We start from the raw sequence: 20,281 nt of genomic DNA, 5'->3' as shown, positions 1-20,281 counted from the left end.
CTTGGGTTAAGCGCGGGCCTGCTCGGCGAACGCGAACATTTGCTGAATTGAGGTGAAGTCCGGGTGCTGCGGGTAGCGGGAATGCCACTGCGTTTCCTCTGGCGACAGCGGCTCGCCGCTGGTGAGGCGGGCGTCGAGCTGGTTCCAGAGGCGATAGCGGGCAGTTGGGTCGGTGGGCAGGTCGAAGGCTTTGGGCTTTGGCGCTGACAGTTCAGCGAAACGGCGGGCATCGGCCATCTGTTCAAGGCTTAGCTGCGCCGACGGTGCGCTGGTCGGTGCAATCATTTCCACGCGCTTGCCTGTCAGCGTTTCGAGCTTGTCTACAGCGCGTTTCATCTGGCCGCTTTCGCGCTTGTCGTAGGCCTTCTCAATCATGGCTTTCGGCATGTAGTCGCAGGCGTTGCCGTCGACCAGTGCCTCACCGATCAGGTCGCCCTCAAGCGTGCGGACCCAAACGCGGGACGCGTCACGCACGTCGTAGGCCAGACGGATTTCTTCGCCATGAAAGCTGCGCAAGGCATCAAGGAAGTAGGTTTCACCTGCCCAGGTGACTTCTCCGCGACGTGTCGGACGAACGACTTGTGGGCGCGACAGGTCGTTGAGCAGCTCGGCCGGAGCAATAATTGGCTCCCAGCCTTCGGCGCGTGCGGCTTCCCACGCTTCGTTCGGACTCATGTGCCGCAGCTTGCCGGTCAGTGGATCGCGGAATTTGGCGAGCCCTCTGTGCGGGCTGTTGTTGTAGGTTTCAATTTCGTATTCGACACCGGCCATGAACTCGGCAAAGGTCGGAATCAGGCGGGTACGACCGGTTTCGCGCAGCTCTTTCCGGCCTATCCGATGCACCTTGGTGCCTGCATGCTTGTCCATGTCGGCGCCGATATAGCTGGTCAGTTTCTTGGCTGCGTTGACCCAAATCGTCTGGTGGGAACGCTCGATAAGGCCGCGGGCCTGGCTGTTGTACGGCAGCGCGTGGGTCATGGTGCCGCCGAGACGGTCGACCACTTCACGGACGGTGTCGTTGGCAAAGCCTGAGCCGTTGTCGACGTAAAACATGGCGAACATGCCGTGCTGCATAGCATCACGCAGTGCGTCCATTACGCCGATGGTGGACTCGGCTTCACCAATGGAAATGCCTAAGGCTTTGCGTGTTGCGACATCGAGGACCGTGGTTGCTTCCGGGCGGTAAGGCTTGCCGGTGCGCGGGTTCAATACCTCGGCGTCGAACTTGTGGCCGTCTGCGGTGAATACGTCGCAGGGGTACATGCTTTTGGTAGAGCGGCGCTTGAACGGTTGCAGGGCTTTGAGTTCCTGCGGCGTACGACGGCCGCGCTCGCGGGCTTCGGCGCTGAGCTTTTTAAGGAAGCGGCGGACCACGTGGATGCTTGGGCGCTCGGCTGGGTTCTTTTGGGCGAACTCGGCATAGGCTGATTCGACGCTGGGCTTGGTTGGGCGCTGGTAGCAGGCCAAGAACGCCGCCGCCCACGTAGGGAGGCTCATGTCTTTCTGACGGCGAGCAGGTGCCAGGCCGGTTTCACCTTCTTTGCGGTAATCGGCCAGCCAACGCTTAAGCGTGCGCTCGCTCAAAGAGCGGTCGCCGGTCTTGCGGTCGTTGGCGCGCTGCACCAGGCCATTCAAATAGGGGGTGAGCTGTTCAGCTTTTGCCAAAGAGACCAGGGTGTCGATGGCGCGTTGCTGGCTGATGGTCTGGCTCATACGTTCGATTTCACGTACGAAGGCCAGACGAGCAGTCATCACAGAGCGTTGATCTTCACTCAAGCGTGACGCCGAAACAGCGTCACGCTGAGTAGTTATTAAATCGGTAAGCGGCGCGCACTCTGGTGCTACATCAGATACAGAGGCAGCGATTAACGCGGCTTGGGTTTCTGGCGGCAGTGCAGCGAAACGATACTCGACGGCCTTACTGCCAAGACGGCCTTGGCCTTCCCATCGTTCGCGTTTAGCACGCAGTTGAATTGCCCGCTCTGTTCCCGGCATGCCAGGCAGACCAGCCAATTCACGGGCGGAATACCAATTATGCATGGCCGTCACCCAGCAGCTTCTTAAGCTCGCGTGCTTGCCTAGTCGCGTCAGCGGCAACTCGCGCCAGACGACCAAGCTCCGCGTTGAGTGCATCGCGACCGTAAGCCACGCGGCCACCACGTTGCTCAACCAGCCAGTCGGTTAAAACGTGACTGCTACAAACTTCTTCAAGCAGGGGGGCTCTATAGAACGGCAGGTTATGGTCTGTTCGGGCTGGGCTCGACCAGGCGTCAAGCATGTGCTTACTGACGTCATCGCCAGATAAGCGAGACATGCGTGCACCAATTTCGTAACGGTCCAGATCGGAACCTTTCAGAATCTCACTGATCAGTTCACTGACCTGTGCAGCATTGTTGCCATTCCCTGGGATAGCCAGAACTGGCTGTGGGACAGAGAAGATGTCTAACGTACGATCATCCTTTACACGGCGCATGTTTATCCCTCCGTGCCGGTTTTACGGTGTCGAAGGGCATAAGCTGGGTTATGCTCTTGGCTAGAAGTTGCGTTGTGTTCTGCGCGCTGTACCCGAATACGGTGTGGGGTGCCGTTTGCGTTCCAACGTTCGGGCCACAAGTCGATTGGCTTGAGGCCTAGCGCACGGGCAATAGCTCGCTCCATTCGCGGATATGCGGTGCGCTTGGCGTTCTTGACGGCAGCATCTGTAACGTCAAGCTCACGCGCCAAGATAGCGAGTGACGTACCTCGGGTACGAAGTTGGTATTTGATCCATTCCCATCGCTGGGCTGGATCAAGCGGGATTTCGGTTTTGTTCATGCCTAGCGTCCATTCATAACCACCGGCAAGGGTGGTTTTTTTGGGATGTCTAACGTTACCTAGGGCATAAACATAGCCAAATATAACTACGTGGTAAAGCGAAAAATGGCGTTTCGCTTTCCATCTTTGGCTAGATGGTGGTTGATTTTGTCTATCTCTTTGATCTGTAAGGCTTTATCGAGAAAGCGAAATTTCGCTTTGTGCAGGGATGCCGTTTCGGATAGCTCAAGGGAGAAAGCGAAATGAGTGAAGGGCTGGCGGAACGTATCCGGCAATGCGCTGAGATAGCTGGAAGTGGCGATGAGTTGGCGCGACTTACCGCTATCCCGCGACGCACCCTTGAGTATTACCTGACCGGGCAGAGTGAGCCCAAGGTAGCGCGGTGCGTAGACATCGCTAAGGCGGTCGGCGTTGATATTGGCTGGCTGGCCTCTGGTGAGGGGGAGAAGTTGAAAGGAGCTGCGTCCCAGTCCATTAGGGACGACAAGTACGCCTATGTGCCCTTGTACGACGCTCACTGTAGTGCAGGGCACGGCGCCTGGAGCGAAGGAGCCACTGTCCTAACACAGCTTGCGTTCACGGCGTACTCCCTTCGCAAGCAAGGCCTGGACGCTGCGCGACTGTCCGCAATCCGAGTGGACGGGGATTCGATGGAGGGGCTTCTAAGCGATGGCGATACGGTGATGATTGACCACAGCCGCAGCTCGCTTGAGGGAGAGGCTGTATACGTCATCCGGCTGGATGACCATCTCTATGCGAAAAGGCTCCAGCGGCAGTTCGACGGGTCTATTCACATCATCAGTGAGAACAAGGCCTACCGCGATATGGTTGTCCCCAGGGATCAGTTGAACAACCTGGAGATAATTGGCCGCGTGGTATGGGCTGGCGGTTGGATCTAACGGACACGGTGTAATAGCACTGTACCGAGACGGCGTTGACGCCCGGTGCCAAAGATTCCGCTAAACTGGCACCAGGCCAACGCCTGAACTGAATTTGATCTGTTTATTGCTTGGCGATGCTTTGGCATCGGTTTGAGGGTCGGCTCTTTCCTCAAACCCTTACCCCGCCTGGCCCGTCGCACTATCTCCCGCTATATCCCGCCTCATCCCACTGACTTCCTGCCAGTGCCATATCTAGAACCTCCCCACACTTCGCATCGTGGTTACCGTTGGCTAATACAACGTTGTGTAGATACCCATGCTCATCGGGGGCAAGTCGAATCGTCGCACCGCCCCTCCCACAGAGGTCAGTTACCGGTGGCACTGCCCTGGCTGCTGTCATCGCTCATGTCATAGCCATCACCGTCGCTGGTGCCGCTATCCCCTTCATTTTGATGCAGCACACCGCCGGTCTTCACCGCCGATTCACGTAGCGTCGAGTTGAGCGCCGAGCGCGGCAGTGGGTTGCTGGTGGTGGTCGACAGTTCCTGGCGGAACGGGTTGACCAGCTTGGCGTTCAGGCGAATGTCCTGGGACGACGCGCCCACCGACAGGTTGAAGCTGTCGGCATCCACGACCCATTGCTTGCTCGCCACGTCGTAGTAGGCCAGCGAGCGATCGTTGAGCTCGATAGTCACGCGCTTGCTCTCGCCCGGCTTCAAGAACACTTTCTTGTAGCCCTTGAGTTCCTTGATCGCGCGTTCGACTTTCGGGTTGTTCTGGCCCACGTACAACTCGGCCACTTCGGCGCCCGCGACCTTGCCGGTGTTGGCCAGGTCGAACGACACCTTGATCGGCGCACCGGCCACCGCCACCCCAGGGGTCACGCTGATGTTGCTGTAGCCGAAGGTGGTGTACGACAAGCCGTAGCCGAACGGGTAGAGCGGCTTGATGCCCTTTTTCTCGTAGCCGCGATAGCCCAGGAACAGGTCGTCCTTGTAGCTCATCTCGGCCAGGGTTTCCTGGTTGTCGAACTTGGGGAAGGTCGCGTAGATCGGGTTGTCTTCGATGTTGCGCTCGATGCTGATCGGCAGCTTGGCCGACGGGTTGACCTTGCCCAGCAGGATCTCCGCCAATGCCTGGCCGCCGTTCTGCCCAGGGTAGAACGCATGCAGCGCGGCCGGTACCTGGTCGATCCAGTCGCTCATCTTCAAGCCGGTACCGCCGTGCAGGGTGACCACGGTATTCGGGTTGACCTTGGCGATGCTCTGGATCAGCAGGTTCTGGTACTCGGGCAGGTCGAAGCTGTGGTCGAAGCCTTCGCCTTCGTATTCATTGCTGTTACCGGCCGCGACCAATACCGCGTCGTACTGGGCCAGGTCCTGCGGTGCCACCAGCGAGGCCCAGCTCATCTGCACGCCCACCAGGCCGCCCATGGTCGACAGGTAGCCGTTGCGGCGTGAGTATTCCAGCTTGATGTCGACCGGTTTGCCGGCTTCCAGGTTGACCTTGGCAAACACCGGAATGGTCGGCGGAATACTGTTGTTCGGCAGCGGTTTGCCGTCGCCGTTGTCGAGGACTTTCTGGCCGTTGACGTAGAGGCGCACGGCGCCGTCGGCACGCACCTTGAACACCTGCTCGCCGCTGACCGTCGGGGTGATCTGGCCGCTGTAGCGAATCGAGGTGGCGGCGGTATCGCCGTTCACTGGGAGGCTGTCGGTGGACCAGTCCAGGTCGACATGGGTGTCGGTGCGGCTGGCGGCCGGGTCGCCGGACCAGTTGGTGTTGCTGAAGAACTCGGTCTTCAAGCCTTTGACGCGGTTGCCATGGCTGTCGGCGTGGGTCCAGGTCGAGGTGGCGGGGTCCAGGGACAGCCCGTCGATGAACTCGACCTTGGCGCCCGGCGCCAGTTGCTGCAAGCCGCTCAGCTCACTGATGTAGTTGGCGGCCATGACGTTGGCGCTGCCAAAACCGGTAGGTGGCGCGTACTTGGCCAGGGTGCCGACCACGGCGATGCGCTTGACCTTTTTGGCGTCCAGCGGCAGCAGGCTGTGCTGGTTTTTCAGCAGCACGATGCCTTCGCGGGCAGCGTTCAGGGCCACGCGGTTGCTGGTGGCGCTGTTCATGTTGTGGCTGGTCAGCGGCGCCTTGCTGTCGAACTTGTACAGGTAGATCTGCTTGAGGATGCGGCGCACCTTGTCATCGATGGTCGCGCTGCTCAGCTCGCCGCTGTCCAGGTACGGCTTGAGGATGGTGCTGTTCATCTGGTAGCCCATCATGTCCAGGTCGGTACCCGCCTGTGCCGCCGGCAAGCCGTTGACCACTGCGTTGTAGTCGCTCTGCACGAAGCCTGGGTAGCCCCATTCGGTCTTGAGGATGTCACGCATCAGGTGCTTGTTCTGGCAGGCGAACTCGCCGTTCACCTGCTGGAAGGCGCACATCATCATCGCGACCTTGCTGTTCTTCGAGGCGGACTCGAACGGCGGCAGGGTCATCTCGCGCAGCACGCGCTCGCTGATGATTTCATTGAGGTGGAAGCGGTTGCTTTCCTGGTCGTTGGCGGCGAAATGCTTGGCGTTGGCCCACACACCACGCGACTGAATGCCGTTGATCACCGCCGGCCCCAGGCTGGCGCCCAGGAACGGATCTTCACCGGACAAGTACTCGAACGCCCGGCCGCTGTACGGCATGCGGTAGAGGTTCACGCCTGGGCCGGTGACGAACTGATAGCCGCCACTGGCGGTGTCATAGCCCAGGGCACGGCCCAGGTCGATGGCGCGACGTGGGTTCCAGCTGGCGGCCAGGTTCGGCCCCGACGGGTAGACCACGCCCTGCGCATTGCCTTCGCTGGTGTAGCGCACGCCCACGCCGCCATCGGCGCCGTGAATCTGCGGGATGCCGTACTGGGTCAGTGGCTTGACGTCCCAGCCTCCGGTGCCGCCGATGTAGGCGAGTTTTTCTTCCATCGTCATCTTCGCCAGGGTCTTGTCCGCGGCTTTTTCCGCGCGGCTTACCCGGCCTTCATCCAGGGCGGGGCTGGTGGCCGCATGCACCTGGGACACGGCCAGTGCCAGCAGGGCGAATGCCGACTGTGCACCGATCATTTTGCGTTTATTCATGGGACTCTCCGACAACAGTTCAGTAAACATGGCGCGCCGAGAAGTGCGTATTGCACTGCATCTCGTCACTTTTTTCTGGGCAAAAGTTGCCCGTGATCGCAATTTTTAACCGATGGCTAATTGCAACTATTTGGCGAAATTCGCAGTTTTATAAGTGTAATAATTGTATTGGTTATTGTTGTAGGTAGTGTCTAAGCGATATCACGGGATGGCATTTTGAACCGCGAAAACGGCATAATTAAGGCAATTCTTGCGCTTGTAAGTCAAACGAAAGCTAATTTTTGCGTGAAATAAGAAATAATTTCTTACGTTCTGGAACTAAGACTAAACCTACCAGTCGATTGGTTTAACAAAAAACATCCTGGCATGGCTAACTAATGGCATTGCTCGATGGTTCTAAAGTGCCATGTTTACACAAGCTGTCATACACAACGCTTTGGTGTAGGGTCTTGATCGAGTTCAAGGCGCCACTTGGGCTATTTGCTGTTTTTGATCTGGAGAAAGTTGATGAAGATTTCCCTGTTGGGTGTCGGTGTTGTATTGGGCGTTGCGCTAAGTGGTGCGGTGATGGCGGCTGATGCCACCGACGCGGATGCCAAGTCAGGCGCCGCTGATTCCACCGTGCTGACCCAGAGCCACGATGCCAAGGCGGCCAAGAAGCAGAAGACCGAAACCACCAAAGGCGGGCGGCCGCTGAACAGCAGCCAGGCCGCGCCGAAGACCTCGAACTAACGGGGAAACGCGGTCCCCTGTGGGAGGGGACTTGCCCCCTCCCACAAGGGTTTCCCATAGCCCTTTAGAACATCGCCCCTCAGATTTTTACCCATGCCCAGTTCCTCAACGCCCATCGATGCCTGCCAACTGCACATCCCGCACACCGAACAGGTCTGCGCGTGGCTGATGCAATACGCTGGGTTGAAAACCGTTGACCTGGAGCGCGCCCGGCGCCTGTCCCAGGAGGGCGGCGATGCCGAGTTGCTCGGCCTGCTCACACGTTTAGGGCTGGTCTCGGAAGTGGAACTGGCCCGTGCCTGGGCGGACCTGCTCGGCGCACCGCTGCTGCTGGCCGATGCGGCGCCGCCGCTGCTTGATCCGTTGCCGGTATTGACCGAACGCTTCATGCACCACTACCAGGTGGTGCCCGTGGGCTGGAGCCAGGGCGGCCTGCGGGTACTGGCGGCCAACCCGTCGCTGGTCTACCCGTTCCAGGCCATCGCCTATGCCTGCGGCGTATCCGTGTGGCTGGCCGTGGGCCCGCGCAACGAAGTCGAAACCCTGATCGAGCGCTACTACGGCCAGGGCCGTTCGGCCATGGGCACCCTGATCGAAAACCTCGACGAGCAGGGCAGTGCCCTGGAAGACATCGAACACCTCAAGGACATGGCCTCCGAAGCGCCGGTGATTCGCCTGGTCAACCTGATCCTGCAGCGCGCGGTGGAACATCGTGCCTCGGATATTCATATCGAACCCTTCGAAAACCAGCTCAAGGTGCGCTACCGCATCGACGGCGTGCTGCACGAAGCCGAAGCCCCGCCGTCCAGTTCTTCGGCGGCGGTGATTTCGCGGGTGAAGATCATGGCGCGCCTGGACATCGCCGAGCGGCGCCTGCCCCAGGACGGGCGCATCATGCTGCGCATCCAGGGCAAGGAGCTGGACTTGCGGGTGTCCACGGTGCCCACCAGTTTTGGCGAATCGGTGGTCATGCGTTTGCTCGACCGCCAGACCGTGCAATTCGATTTCCAGAGCCTGGGCTTTGATGGCCAGCGCCTGGAAACCTTCCTCGAAGTGCTCGAGCGGCCCCACGGCATCCTGCTGGTCACCGGGCCCACCGGCTCGGGCAAGACCACCACCCTGTACACCGCGTTGTCACGGCTCAATACCGCCGAGCGCAAGATCATCACCGTCGAAGACCCGGTGGAATACCAGCTTGAAGGCATCAACCAGATTCAGGTCAAGCCGGCCATCGGCCTGGACTTCGCCGGTGCGCTGCGCTCCATCGTGCGCCAGGACCCGGACGTGATCATGATCGGTGAAATCCGCGACCTGGAAACCTGCCGCATCGCCATCCAGTCGTCCCTCACCGGCCACCTGGTGCTCTCGACCCTGCACACCAACAGCGCGGCCGCGAGTATCACGCGCTTGCTCGACATGGGCGTCGAAAGCTACCTGATTGCCTCGACCGTCAACGGCATCCTCGCCCAGCGCCTGGTGCGACGCCTGGACCCGGCCACTCGCGAAGCCTTCGAAGCCCCTGCGGAATTGATCGCCGAGCACGGCCTGGATCGGTTTACCGAGCAGCGCCCGATCCTGCTCTATCGCCCCCGCGCCGATGCGCCGGGCGGTGGCTACCACGGCCGCAGTGCGATCACCGAACTGCTGGTGATGAACGACGAACTGCGCAGCCTGCTGATGCGCCAGGCCGACGCCGCCACCCTCGAACAGGCCGCCCGCCGTGGCGGCCTGCGCACCTTGCATGAAGAAGGCCTGCGCCAGGCCGTGGCGGGTGTCACCTCCCTTGAAGAAGTGCTGCGCGTCACCCGTGGAGAGGGCGCATGAGCCTGTTCAAATACCGTGCCCTCGACGGCCAGGGCCAGGCGCAAAACGGCACCCTCGAAGCCAAGGACCAGGACGCCGCCGTCGCCGCGCTGCACAAGCGTGGCTTGTTGCTGTTGCAGATCGAGGTGGCGGGCGCCCAGGGCCTGCGCAAGGCCTTCGGCCGGGGCCAGTTGAACGGCGCGGCGCTGGTCAGTTTCACGCAACAGTTGGCCACCCTATTGGGCGCCGGTCAGCCGCTGGAGCGTTCCCTGGGCATCCTGCTCAAGCAGCCCGGCCAGCCGCAGACCCGCGCGTTGATCGAGCGCATCCGCGAACAGGTCAAGGCCGGCCAGCCGTTATCCAAGGCGCTGGAGGCGGAGGGCAGTCAATTCTCGCCGCTGTACTTGAGTATGGTCCGCGCCGGTGAGGCGGGCGGCGCCCTCGAAGACACCCTGCGCCAGCTCAGCGATTACCTGGAACGCAGCCAGTTACTCCGGGGCGAAGTGATCAACGCGTTGATCTACCCGGCCTTTCTGGTGGTCGGCGTGCTCGGTTCGCTGGCCTTGCTGCTGGCGTACGTGGTGCCGCAGTTCGTGCCGATCTTCAAGGACCTGGGCGTGCCGATTCCGCTGATCACCGAGGTGATCCTGGGCCTTGGCCAATTCCTCGGGGCCTACGGCCTGGTGGTGCTGGCCGGGTTGATTGTCGGCGCATGGGCCCTGGCCGCACGTCTACGCGACCCCCAGCGCCGCGAACGCTATGACCGCCGCGTGCTGGGCATCCGCATCATCGGCCCGCTGCTGCAACGGGTCGAAGCCGCCCGCTTGGCCCGCACCCTCGGCACGCTGCTCAGCAACGGTGTGGCGCTGCTGCAAGCGCTGGTGATTGCCCGCCAGGTCTGCACCAACCGCGCCCTGCAAGCCCAGGTCGCCCAGGCCGCCGAGTCGGTCAAAGGCGGCGGCACCCTGGCCAGCGCTTTCGGCAGCGAGCCGCTGTTGCCCGATCTGGCGTTGCAAATGATTGAAGTCGGCGAACAGGCCGGCGAACTCGACAGCATGCTGCTCAAGGTCGCCGAGGTGTTCGACGTCGAAGCCAAACGCGGCATCGACCGCCTGCTCGCCGCGCTGGTGCCGTCCCTGACCGTGGTCATGGCGGTGCTGGTGGCGGTGATCATGCTGGCGATCATGCTGCCGCTGATGAGCCTGACCAGCAATATATGAACCCTTAAGGAAACACGCTGATGCGCCATACCCGATTCAAGCCCGCCCGCCGCCAGGGCGGTTTTACCTTGCTGGAAATGCTCGCGGTGATCGTGCTGCTGGGCATCGTCGCGACCATCGTGGTCCGCCAGGTCGGCGGCAACGTGGACAAGGGCAAGTACGGCGCGGGCAAGGCCCAACTGGCCAGCTTGAGCATGAAGATCGAAAGCTACGGCCTGGACGTTGGCTCGCCGCCCAAGACCCTGCAGCAACTGGTCGACAAGCCGGGCAACAGCGCCGGTTGGGCCGGGCCGTACGCCAAGCCGTCAGACCTCAAGGACCCGTTCGGCCATGCCTTCGGCTACCGCTTCCCGGGTGAGCACGGTGCGTTCGACCTGATTTTCTACGGCCAGGACGGCCAGCCCGGCGGCGAAGGCTACAGCGCCGACCTGGGCAACTGGGAATAACCCACGACCATGGCCAACGCCCAACGCGGCTTTACCCTGCTGGAAATGCTGGTGGTGATCGTCTTGATCAGCATCGCGGCCGGTTTGGTCGGGTTTGGCCTGCAACAAGGCCTGCGCGCCGCCAAAGAACGCCAGGCCGTCGGGCAGGTGGTCGAGGCATTGCGCAGCACGCGGGCGCGGGCGATTGTCAACGGCACCACCGAAAGCACTGTGTTCGATTTGCGCAACCTCAGCGTGCAGGCGCCGGACCGTCCGAAAAAGTATTGGCCGGCCGGGCTGCAAGTGACCCTGCACACCGCCGAGCAAGCCGGTGCGGCAGTGGATTTCTATCCCGATGGCAGTTCCACGGGGGGCCATGTGTTGCTGGCCAACGGCAGTCGGCGTTGGCGCATCGACATCGGCTGGCTGACCGGCAGCGTGCAGTCCAAGGCGCTGCCATGAAGCGCCAGGCGGGTTTTACCTTGCTGGAAATGCTCGCCGCGCTGACGCTGATGGCGATCTGTAGCACGGTGCTGCTGGTCGCCTTCGGCCAGAGCGCGCGCTCGTTGTTGCAGGTGTCCCACAGCGACCGCCTGACGCATGCGGCCTTGAGTGTGATGGATCAGGAAGGCACCGGGCCTTTGGCCAGTGGCATACGCCAGGGCGAGTTGGACGGTATCGCCTGGCAACTGCGCATCGCCCAACAGCCCAGCCGCGTTGGCCAGGCGCATCTGTTTCGCCTGGATCTCACCGTCAGCGAAGGCCCGCGCCGTGCCAGTTTCAGCACCTTGAAACTGCGCGCTGCCGGCCTCGGGGCTGGCTTGTGAAGGCGCGTCAGCAGGGCTTCACCTTGCTTGAGATCATGATCGTTCTCAGCCTGCTCGGGGTGTTGCTGACCCTCGTCGGCGGCGCCTTGCTGGGCGCCAATCGCGCCGTGCTCAAGGCCCAGCGCTACACGGTCAGCCTGGATGAAATGCGCGCCGCGCAACAGTTTTTACGCACCGCCATCAGCGAGGCGTTGCCGTTGGATGTGACCGAGGACGACAGCCAGACCGATGGCTTTTTTGCCGGTGGCCCCCAGCGCATGCAATTTGTCGCGACCTTGCCGGGTGTGCTCGGTGGCGGGATTCAGCGCTTCACCTTGCAGTTGGTGGGGCCTGAATCGCAGCGCGACTTGCAGGTGGCGTTCGCACGGTTTGAGTCCGCGGCGCAAGTCAGCGTCCCGGCCTCGCGCAGTGAGCCGCAAGTGTTGTTGAAGGATGTCGAGGATCTGCAATTCAGCTATCGCGGCGTGTCGCCCAAGGGCCAGGCCACCGGCTGGATCAGTACGTGGCCGTGGACCAAGCGCCTGCCATACGCGGTGCGGATTGACGCGCGGGTGAATGGGCCGGTGCCATGGGTGACCCAGGTGGTTGCCTTGCGCCTGAACCTGTCCGGCGGGGCGCCCGAATGATCAAGCATCAACGCGGTGTGGCCCTGCTGCTGGTGCTGTGGGTGCTGGCCTTGCTCAGCCTGTTGTTGGGCGGCCTGGCCGGCTGGGTGCAATTGGAAACGCGCCAGGCCGCCTGGCACCGTCAACACACCCAGGCGGTGCTGGCCGCCGAGGCCGGGGTGGCGCTGGCAATGCAGGCCGTCGCGGACCCGTTGCAGCGCAAGCAGTGGATTGCCGACGGGCGTGAAATCGCGCTGGTGTTCGACGATGCGCAGCTGCGCGTCAGCCTGCACAGCGAGCGCGGTAAGTTGTATTTGAACAGCGCCGAAGTGGGCGATTTCGCCCGCCTGGCCCTGGCCTGCGGTGCGACCCAGGCCCAGGCCAAGCAGCTTGCCAGAGCCTTGGAAGTACGCCGCAACCAGGGCCTGGCGCCGTTTCGGGTGGTGGAAGAAGTGCGCCAGCTGCCGGGCATGACCCAGGCGCTGTACAGCGAACTGGTGCCCGAGATCAGCCTGTGGAGTGGCCTGGACCGGCCTGATCCGGCATTTGCCAGTGCCGTGATGCGCCGCGCGCTGAACCTGCCGCACCCGAGTGCGGTGGGTGCCGATCCCGGCGACGTGCTGGTGGTCAGCAGTCGCGCACAACGCCCCGGCGGTTACCACGCCCAGGTGCAAGCCACCGTGTTATTGAGCCCCGCGCAAGGCAGCGCACAACCTTATCGAGTCCTACGTTGGCAAGAATGAACGAACAGCTAACCGCGCGGCTTCAGGCGCTGGCACAGCCCATCACCCAGCGCTGGCGCGGCAGCCTGCTGCAACTGGGCTGGCGCCTGTGGCTCAAGGAGCTGCGTGGCTGCCTGCCGGCGTGGTTGTCGTTCGCCGATATCCCCGAGCGTGTCTACGCCTGGCCGTTGACCGCGGCGGTCGAAAAGCGCCCTGGCGAAGCGCGTCAGGTGCTGGTGCTGCCCCCGGAAACAGTGCTGGTGCAAACCCTGCAATTGCCTCCGGCGGCGGCGCGCAACCTGTCGACGGTGGTCGGCTATGAACTGGACCGCTTCACGCCGTTCGACGCCGCCCAGTTGTACTTTGTCGCGCGCCAGGAACGCCGCACCCCCAGCCACCTGCATGTCACGCTGGTAGCGATCCTGCGTGAGCGCCTCGACCAGATCCTTATCGACTGCAGCGCCCTCGGCTTGCAGCCCCATGCCGTGGATGTCGCCGATAGCGCAGGCAACCCCATGGGCATCGACTTGCTGCCGGCGCCATTGCGCCCGCGCCAGCGCCCCCAGGGCAAGGGCCTGCAACGCAGCCTGCCGTGGTTGTGCGGCGCCTTGGTGATTGCGGCGATGCTGTTGTGGCTCAACGACCGCCAGCGCGTGCTCGATGCCATGCAGCACAGTGTGCGCGAGCAGAGAGCCCGGGTCGCCGAGATCCAGGCCCTGCGCCAGCAACTGCTCAATACCCGTGGCGCCGCCCAGTACCTGATTCGCCGCAAGGCCGCTCAACCGCCGCTGGCGGCGCTGCTCAACGAGCTGACCGCGTGCCTGCCGTCGGACACCTGGCTCGACCAGTTGGAAGTCAACGACGGCGCCGATGTGTCCTTCTCCGGGCAAAGCGCCAAGGCCAGTGCGCTGATCACCCGGATCAAGGCCTGCCACAGCCTGGAAAACGCCCAGTTCGAAGGGGTGATCCAACCCGATGCGCAAACCGGCAAGGATCAGTTTTCCTTGCGCGCCCACCTGCACCAGGAGGCCGCCGATGCGCCGACCACTGACACCCCGTGAACGCCGTGGCGCGGCCCTGATCGCCCTGGCCCTGGTGCTCGGCGCCGGTTACTGGCTGTTGATCGACAGCTGGTTCGCCGGCCCCCTGCGCAGCATGGGCGAGCAGGCCGAGCAGTTGCGTGAACAGCAGCAACGCTACGCCGGTGTGTTGCGCCAGGGCGACAGCCTGCGCCAACAGCTGGAGCAAGCGCGGCAGGACCCGGCCAGCAGCACCAGCCTGTTGCCCGGCGACGACCCCAGTGCGGTGGCGGCGGACCTGATGCAGCGCATCGCCGACCTGATCAACAGCCGCGCCGGCCTCGGTGGCGGTTGCAGCCTGACCCAGCGCATGCCCATCACCCCGGAGCAGGACGACGCCGAGCCCTATCGCCAGGTCAAGGTCAGCCTGACCCTCAACTGCGCCATCGAGCCGTTGACCGCGATCCTGCATGAACTGGAGTACCAGCGGCCATTTCTGTTTGTCGACGAGATGAGCATCCGCCGCCCGCCGAACGCGCCGGCCAGCGGCGGCGCCGGACAATTGGTGGTGCACCTGTTGGTGCGCGGTTACCTGCAACCGGCCGCCGCCCGGCAGGTGCAGCGATGATCAATGCATTGCGTCCCCTGGAATGGCTGTTGCTCGGTGTGGCCGGGCTGCTGGGCCTGCTGATGGTCGGCATCCTCAGCAGCATCGGCGATGCGCCGCAGTGGTTGCCGGCGCCGGCCCCCGATGCGCGCGCCAATACCGCCGCCAAGGTACTGGTGGCACCCAGCGCGACCCTCGAAAGCCTGGCCGGCACCTGGCAAGCACCGCTGTTCAGCCCCGACCGCAGCCCTGACCGTGCGGTGGGCCAGGCGGCCGTCTCCAGCCTGTCGAGCCTGGTGCTGACCGGTATCGTCCTCGACGGCGACCTGCGCGTGGCGCTGCTCAAACGTGCCGATGGCCCACCGCTCAAGGTCCACCAGGGCCAGACCCTGCCCAATGGCTGGCGCCTGGAACACCTCACGCCCCGCGATGCGCGCTTTGTACTCGACGGTCGCACGCAAACCCTGAGCCTGCGTGCCCTGCGTTTGCCGCCGCCGTCCACTACCGCCCCGATTACCCTTCCTCACGAGTCCACCCCTTGATCGATACCTTCCCTGGCGCCTTGCGCACCACCGTGTTCTGCCTGGCCACCGCCGTTTCCCTCGGTGGCTGCGGCACATTCCCTGAGCATCTCGACCCGGACGAGGCCCTGTTGCATGAGGCGATGCAGGGCACCGGTTCGCAGCGCCCGCCCGTGGACCCGGCCAGCGAACAGGCCCCGGTCGACAGCGGCCAACCCCAGGCGAAAACCCCGCCCCAGCGCCAGTTGATACGTGGCAACCAGCAGTTCGTGCGCCAACCGGCCGCGGTCTCGGCCGCCAAGGAGGAGGGCAGCGGCGACATCGTCTTCAACTTCGCTGACCAGCCGATCGAAGCCGTGATCAACAGCGTGATGGGCGACCTGCTGCACGAGAACTACAGCATCGCCCAGGGTGTGAAGGGCAATGTCAGCTTTTCCACCTCCAAGCCGGTGAACAAGCAGCAGGCCTTGTCGATTCTGGAGACCCTGCTGTCGTGGACCGATAACGCCATGATCAAGCAGGGCAACCGCTATGTGATCCTGCCGGCCAACCAGGCGGTAGCGGGCAAGCTGGTGCCGGAGATGCGCGTGTCGCAACCGTCCAGTGGCCTGTCGGCGCGCCTGTTTCCGCTGCACTATATCTCGGCTACCGAGATGCAGAAACTGCTCAAGCCGTTCGCTCGCGAGAACGCCTTCCTGCTGGTGGACCCGGCGCGCAATGTGCTGAGCCTGGCCGGCACTCCCGAGGAACTGGCCAACTACCAGGACACCATCGACACCTTCGACGTGGATTGGCTCAAGGGCATGTCGGTGGGCGTGTTCGGCCTGCAACGCGCGTCGGTGGCCGAGCTGATGCCCGAGCTGCAAAAAATGTTCGGCCCCGACAGCGGCATGCCCCTGGCGGGCATGGTGCGCTTTTTGCCCATCGAGCGGACCAACTCGGTGGTGGCGATCTCATCGCAGCCGCAGTACCTCAGCGAAGTCGGCGACTGGATTCACACCATCGACGAGGGCGGCGGCAACGAGCCGCAGATGTATGTCTACGACGTGCGCAACATGAAGGCCACCGACCTGGCCAAGTACCTGCGGCAGATCTACGGCACGGGCGCGATCAAGGACGACACACCGGCCAAGGTCGCCCCCGGTTTGCGCACCGCAACCTTGTCCTCGGCGGGCACCAACAGCACCTCCGGCAGCACGCCGGGTGGCCTGAGCAACAACCTCAATAGCAACCAGCCGCCTGCGGAGGATGACGAGCAGGCACCCGAAGCCGAGCAGGACAACGCCGAGCAGGGCGCGAGCGAAGACGCCCCGGCCAAAAGCCTCGACGCCGGCACCCGCATCACCGCGCAAAAAAGCAGTAACCAACTGCTGGTGCGCACGCGCCCGGTGCAGTGGAAAGAGATCGAATCGGCGATCAAGCGCCTCGACAACCCACCGCTGCAAGTGCAGATCGAAACGCGCATCCTCGAGGTCAAGCTCACGGGTGAGCTGGACCTTGGTGTGCAGTGGTACCTCGGTCGCCTGGCGGGCAATTCCACCAGCACCACCGTGGGCAACGCCGCCGGCAGCCAAGGCGCCTTGGGCGGCGGCGGGGCAGGGTTGGGGGCGACGGATTCGTTGTTCTATTCCTTCGTCAGTTCCAACCTGCAAGTGGCCCTGCACGCCCTCGAAACCAACGGCCGCACCCAGGTGCTGTCGGCGCCGTCGCTGGTGGTGATGAACAACCAGCCGGCGCAGATTCAGGTGGGCGACAACATCCCGATCAGCCAGACCACGGTCAACACCGGCACCTCCGACACCACGTTGAGCAGTGTTGAATATGTGCAGACTGGGGTGATCCTCGACGTCGTGCCACGGATTAATCCGGGTGGTTTGGTGTACATGGATATTCAGCAGCAGGTCAGCGATGCCCAGGACCAGCAGGCGTCCAGCAACGACACCCAGGCCAACCCGCGTATCTCCACGCGCTCGGTATCGACCCAGGTCGCGGTGCAGAGTGGGCAAACGGTGTTGCTGGGCGGTTTGATCAAGCAGGACAACGCAGAGAGCGTCAGTGCGGTGCCTTACCTTGGGAAGATTCCGGGGTTGCGCTGGTTGTTTGGCAATACCAGCAAGTCCAAGGACCGCACGGAGTTGATTGTGCTGATTACGCCCAGGGTGATTACCAGCAGCAGCCAGGCGCGGCAGGTGACGGATGATTATCGCCAGCAGATGCAGTTGTTGAAGCCGGCTAACTGAAATGTGGGAGGGGGCTTGCCCCCGATGGGCATAGGTATCTACACAACGTTGGCTCAACGTTGAGCGCCCGGCAGATAGGTCTGTTGTGGCGAGCGGGCTTGTCCCGCGTTGGGCTGCGTAGCGGCCCCAGTAAAGAAGAACGCGGTGTATCAGACACTCTGTAGAGGCTGGTTTTGGGGCTGCTTCGCAGCCCAACGCGGGACAAGCCCGCTCGCCACAGGGGGATTTGTCGGGGGCTGAAAAGTTGTGTAGATACCTATGCCCCGATGGGGGAGTGTCAGTTGATGCTTCTGTGGCTCACCCTCTGCGGGAGCAAGTCGAATCATGGGGGGGGCAATGGCTTGCCAGAGTCAGTTCGACAGCTTGCGCGGCGCCGGACGGGATGTCTGTGATGTAGGACAGGTGGTTGCTGCGCAGCAGGCCCACCCTTATAAAACGCATGCAACGCAAACACATCCAAAAACAGCGTGGTATTCCCCATTGCCAGCTTTTCATACACATGCAGGTAAAGTTGTTGGATGCTTGAAAACGCCTCACCCTCTTGCCTCCAGTCAATAGTTGGCACTGGGTTGTTGCGGCTGGCCTGCTTATATTCCGCCTGAGTCTTCTCGATAGACTCAGCCGCCACTTGTCTCAGAGAGGCATTCATGGAGGCCCCCAAGGGGGGGCTAGTGAAAGCGTCATTAGATAACGCTCCTCTGTCGGGCGTTTATCGTCCTTGAATCGTCCCACCACTAGCATCACTTGGTACTTATCACTTGCTCGCCAATAGGACGTGCCGCCCCGGTTCACGTTTCGCAGCCGGGCACGCCATTCCGGAGTATCGGCGAATGGAGGGTTAGACGCGACGCGGATGGGCTCCCAGCCCGCCTTACGCCATTGCTCCTGCAAATCCAGAATGACCTTTAAGGTGTCGTCTAGCAGCAAGGGTTCGACTTGAGGGGACATGCGAACACCGTCGACTCGCTCATCCTCGAAGCCTATTGTGAAAAAGCGGGCTAAAGGAGTCATGAATCCGTATTGAGGGTCTACGAGACGTAGTCGGGCATCGGACTTGGGAGCCCTGAACCAGTGATGTCCCGGAATAGTAGGGCCAATCTTTGCGCTGGAGCGTTGGCGCATGTCTTCCCAGGGTTCGCCAGGCGTCAACGCAATCTCCGGTTCATCGGTGCCGAGGTGCATCGCTAACCACGTGAGAAGTATCGTAATGACGCCTCCGAGCACGATACGTCGCAGCCCGATCTGCGAAACCTCGATCATCGGAGGCCCCGTCCTTCAGCGATATCTTCTAGCGCCAATTCGACTCGATGCCGCTCACGACTATCCAGCAACCTGTCAAACTGGGTCGCAGCCCTGAGCACGAAAGCCATTCGTTGTTCGATATCGGCTAGGTTGGCGACGGGTGATTTGCTGAATTTAACGGTTCGTCCGTCTTCAACAGCGCGGCATTGGCTGGTCAGTGTCAGTTCAATGGCTTGAGCGACCCCTGACGGTATTCCTGTGACGTAAGAAAGATGGTTGCTACGCAGCAGCGCGACCAATTTTTGGTCGGTATACATTGTTGGTTGAAGGATATTTCGTTGTTCATGGTCTGCTAGATATTCAACACTCTTGGCGATATTGCCTTCGTCAATTGCTTTGAAGGCTTGCAATATTTCCGGATAATCAGCCCCAAACTTTAACTTCTCCTGTCCCGCCGGCCATAACACCGGCTGCGACCCGTTCTCAAAAATGTTCTGGCGAAAAGACAGGCAAGTTTCCAGCAACTCCAACCCCCGCTCCTTATAAAACGCATGCAACGGAAACACATCCAAAAACAGGGTGGTATTCCCCATTGCCAGCTTTTCATACACATGCAGGTAAAATTGTTGGACGCTTGAAAACGCCTCACCCTCTTGCCGCCAGTCAAAAGTTGGCACTGGGTTGTTGCGGCTGGCCTGCTCATGGTCTCGCCGACGCTGCTCGTACTCCTGTAGTTTCTCCCGCCGCTCACGCTCTTCGGCACTGAATAACCCCCAAAATCCTTTTCGAGCGCGGCTTCTCAACTGCCGCTCAGCCTCGTATTCCGCCTGAATCTTCTCGATGGATTCAGCCGCATGCAGCAGGCCACAGCCCACTTGCTTTGAGGCAAAGGCCGCCAGCCCAGCCCATTGAAAACGATTGTCGAGCCGCCAGAGTTGGGCGTAGGCAGAGTTGATGATTCGGTTGCGCAGCCTGGGGTCTGCGATCAGCCTGCCGCCCGGTGCTATGAGATCTTCCGCCTGTTTCTGATAGAACCGCCAATTGCGTTCGCAGCCTGATTCGATGATGTCGTTGAGCTTTGCCGAGGAAGAGGAGGGGGTGGGTGTATGGCTTGGCGAACGTGCTGTGGCTGGCGCGTGAGTTGCGGTTTGCTCAGGGGCGGATCTGGTTTGTGTGGATGTTGCGGTGGTAATGGTCTGACCCCGTTTGAACTGGTCGGCGATCAGGCGAGGGGGCGGGTCGCATTTGCAGCGACAGATGTCGTCCGACAGCGCGATTTTTCGCCCGTGCACGTTCGTGTTCAGGCGCGGGCCGATACAGACAATGACGCCCGTGGCCTGGCATGCCGGGCAAAGCACCTCGTGGTCTTCAAGGGCAATGTCTACCCCGTCGACGCCGAAGCCCCTAAAACCTTCGATGACGGTACCGCCAGCGGTGGTCTTCGCTCCTCGCGTAATAAAATAGCGTCGCATGCCAGATATGTCCTTTTGTTAACTGGGACAAGCAC

General features: G+C 61.9%; 20 protein-coding genes. 13 read left to right on the top strand and 7 right to left on the bottom strand.

What is annotated here, in order from left to right:
* Positions 1-6 precede the first annotated feature (6 nt).
* The 3 genes from ACODSV_RS06610 to ACODSV_RS06600 are packed head-to-tail and all read right to left on the bottom strand — an operon-like array spanning position 7 to position 2,814.
* Entirely contained in the window at positions 7-2,040 is a 2,034-nt protein-coding gene (locus ACODSV_RS06610) for a DNA-binding protein (protein WP_150056224.1), read from the bottom strand.
* Positions 2,033-2,473 carry a hypothetical protein gene (locus ACODSV_RS06605; RefSeq protein ID WP_150056223.1) on the bottom strand — a complete coding sequence of 147 codons (441 nt, stop codon included), beginning with the start codon at positions 2,471-2,473 and terminating at the stop codon, positions 2,033-2,035. The genes ACODSV_RS06610 and ACODSV_RS06605 overlap by 8 nt, the downstream gene beginning before the upstream one ends.
* A gap of 2 nt (positions 2,474-2,475) precedes the next feature.
* Positions 2,476-2,814: a helix-turn-helix domain-containing protein gene (locus ACODSV_RS06600; RefSeq protein ID WP_150056222.1), complete on the bottom strand. Its 339-nt coding sequence runs from the start codon at positions 2,812-2,814 to the stop codon at positions 2,476-2,478.
* A 242-nt stretch (positions 2,815-3,056) separates the two neighbouring features.
* Between ACODSV_RS06600 and ACODSV_RS06595 the strand changes: the two genes are divergently transcribed.
* Positions 3,057-3,713 (top strand): XRE family transcriptional regulator, encoded by a 657-nt coding sequence (locus tag ACODSV_RS06595; protein ID WP_150056221.1) that lies wholly within the window; start codon positions 3,057-3,059, stop codon positions 3,711-3,713.
* A gap of 347 nt (positions 3,714-4,060) precedes the next feature.
* Here ACODSV_RS06595 and ACODSV_RS06590 read toward each other — a convergent pair whose 3' ends face one another.
* The gene (locus ACODSV_RS06590) at positions 4,061-6,811 is read right to left on the bottom strand and encodes a beta-glucosidase (protein ID WP_150054225.1); all 2,751 of its coding nucleotides are present in this window, start codon (positions 6,809-6,811) and stop codon (positions 4,061-4,063) included.
* A 507-nt stretch (positions 6,812-7,318) separates the two neighbouring features.
* Between ACODSV_RS06590 and ACODSV_RS06585 the strand changes: the two genes are divergently transcribed.
* From ACODSV_RS06585 to gspD, 12 genes are all read left to right on the top strand, one after another.
* Entirely contained in the window at positions 7,319-7,543 is a 225-nt protein-coding gene (locus tag ACODSV_RS06585) for a hypothetical protein (RefSeq protein WP_150054226.1), read from the top strand.
* 93 nt (positions 7,544-7,636) lie between these two features.
* A complete protein-coding gene (gspE, locus tag ACODSV_RS06580) occupies positions 7,637-9,367 on the top strand; it encodes a type II secretion system ATPase GspE (RefSeq protein ID WP_150054227.1) in 1,731 nt (576 codons plus the stop codon).
* Positions 9,364-10,566 carry a type II secretion system inner membrane protein GspF gene (gspF, locus tag ACODSV_RS06575; RefSeq protein WP_069076599.1) on the top strand — a complete coding sequence of 401 codons (1,203 nt, stop codon included), beginning with the start codon at positions 9,364-9,366 and terminating at the stop codon, positions 10,564-10,566. Before gspE ends, gspF begins: the two co-directional genes overlap by 4 nt.
* Before the next feature lie 20 nt (positions 10,567-10,586).
* Entirely contained in the window at positions 10,587-11,012 is a 426-nt protein-coding gene (gene gspG, locus ACODSV_RS06570; RefSeq protein ID WP_024076412.1) for a type II secretion system major pseudopilin GspG, read from the top strand.
* A 9-nt stretch (positions 11,013-11,021) separates the two neighbouring features.
* Positions 11,022-11,453: a type II secretion system protein gene (locus ACODSV_RS06565; RefSeq protein WP_150054228.1), complete on the top strand. Its 432-nt coding sequence runs from the start codon at positions 11,022-11,024 to the stop codon at positions 11,451-11,453.
* Positions 11,450-11,818 carry a type II secretion system protein gene (locus ACODSV_RS06560; protein WP_069076602.1) on the top strand — a complete coding sequence of 123 codons (369 nt, stop codon included), beginning with the start codon at positions 11,450-11,452 and terminating at the stop codon, positions 11,816-11,818. Before ACODSV_RS06565 ends, ACODSV_RS06560 begins: the two co-directional genes overlap by 4 nt.
* Entirely contained in the window at positions 11,815-12,444 is a 630-nt protein-coding gene (locus tag ACODSV_RS06555) for a type II secretion system protein GspJ (RefSeq protein WP_069076603.1), read from the top strand. Before ACODSV_RS06560 ends, ACODSV_RS06555 begins: the two co-directional genes overlap by 4 nt.
* Positions 12,441-13,166 (top strand): hypothetical protein, encoded by a 726-nt coding sequence (locus tag ACODSV_RS06550; RefSeq protein WP_024076408.1) that lies wholly within the window; start codon positions 12,441-12,443, stop codon positions 13,164-13,166. The genes ACODSV_RS06555 and ACODSV_RS06550 overlap by 4 nt, the downstream gene beginning before the upstream one ends.
* Entirely contained in the window at positions 13,163-14,206 is a 1,044-nt protein-coding gene (locus ACODSV_RS06545; RefSeq protein WP_150054229.1) for a PilN domain-containing protein, read from the top strand. Before ACODSV_RS06550 ends, ACODSV_RS06545 begins: the two co-directional genes overlap by 4 nt.
* Positions 14,181-14,792 (top strand): type II secretion system protein GspM, encoded by a 612-nt coding sequence (gene gspM, locus ACODSV_RS06540; RefSeq protein ID WP_024076406.1) that lies wholly within the window; start codon positions 14,181-14,183, stop codon positions 14,790-14,792. The genes ACODSV_RS06545 and gspM overlap by 26 nt, the downstream gene beginning before the upstream one ends.
* Entirely contained in the window at positions 14,789-15,313 is a 525-nt protein-coding gene (locus ACODSV_RS06535; RefSeq protein ID WP_024076405.1) for a general secretion pathway protein GspN, read from the top strand. The genes gspM and ACODSV_RS06535 overlap by 4 nt, the downstream gene beginning before the upstream one ends.
* Positions 15,310-17,532: a type II secretion system secretin GspD gene (gene gspD, locus ACODSV_RS06530; protein ID WP_150054230.1), complete on the top strand. Its 2,223-nt coding sequence runs from the start codon at positions 15,310-15,312 to the stop codon at positions 17,530-17,532. Before ACODSV_RS06535 ends, gspD begins: the two co-directional genes overlap by 4 nt.
* 322 nt (positions 17,533-17,854) lie before the next feature.
* On the opposite strand, the gene ACODSV_RS06525 is transcribed toward gspD, so the two are convergent.
* The 3 genes from ACODSV_RS06525 to ACODSV_RS06515 are packed head-to-tail and all read right to left on the bottom strand — an operon-like array spanning position 17,855 to position 20,246.
* Positions 17,855-18,181: a DUF2515 family protein gene (locus tag ACODSV_RS06525; RefSeq protein ID WP_454844053.1), complete on the bottom strand. Its 327-nt coding sequence runs from the start codon at positions 18,179-18,181 to the stop codon at positions 17,855-17,857.
* Positions 18,178-18,792 carry a hypothetical protein gene (locus ACODSV_RS06520; RefSeq protein ID WP_150055098.1) on the bottom strand — a complete coding sequence of 205 codons (615 nt, stop codon included), beginning with the start codon at positions 18,790-18,792 and terminating at the stop codon, positions 18,178-18,180. The genes ACODSV_RS06525 and ACODSV_RS06520 overlap by 4 nt, the downstream gene beginning before the upstream one ends.
* Positions 18,789-20,246: a PAAR domain-containing protein gene (locus ACODSV_RS06515; RefSeq protein ID WP_454844052.1), complete on the bottom strand. Its 1,458-nt coding sequence runs from the start codon at positions 20,244-20,246 to the stop codon at positions 18,789-18,791. The genes ACODSV_RS06520 and ACODSV_RS06515 overlap by 4 nt, the downstream gene beginning before the upstream one ends.
* Positions 20,247-20,281 lie beyond the last annotated feature (35 nt).

This window comes from Pseudomonas sp. FG86 (assembly GCF_057808775.1).
This window is presented reverse-complemented; position numbering and strand designations above follow the sequence as displayed.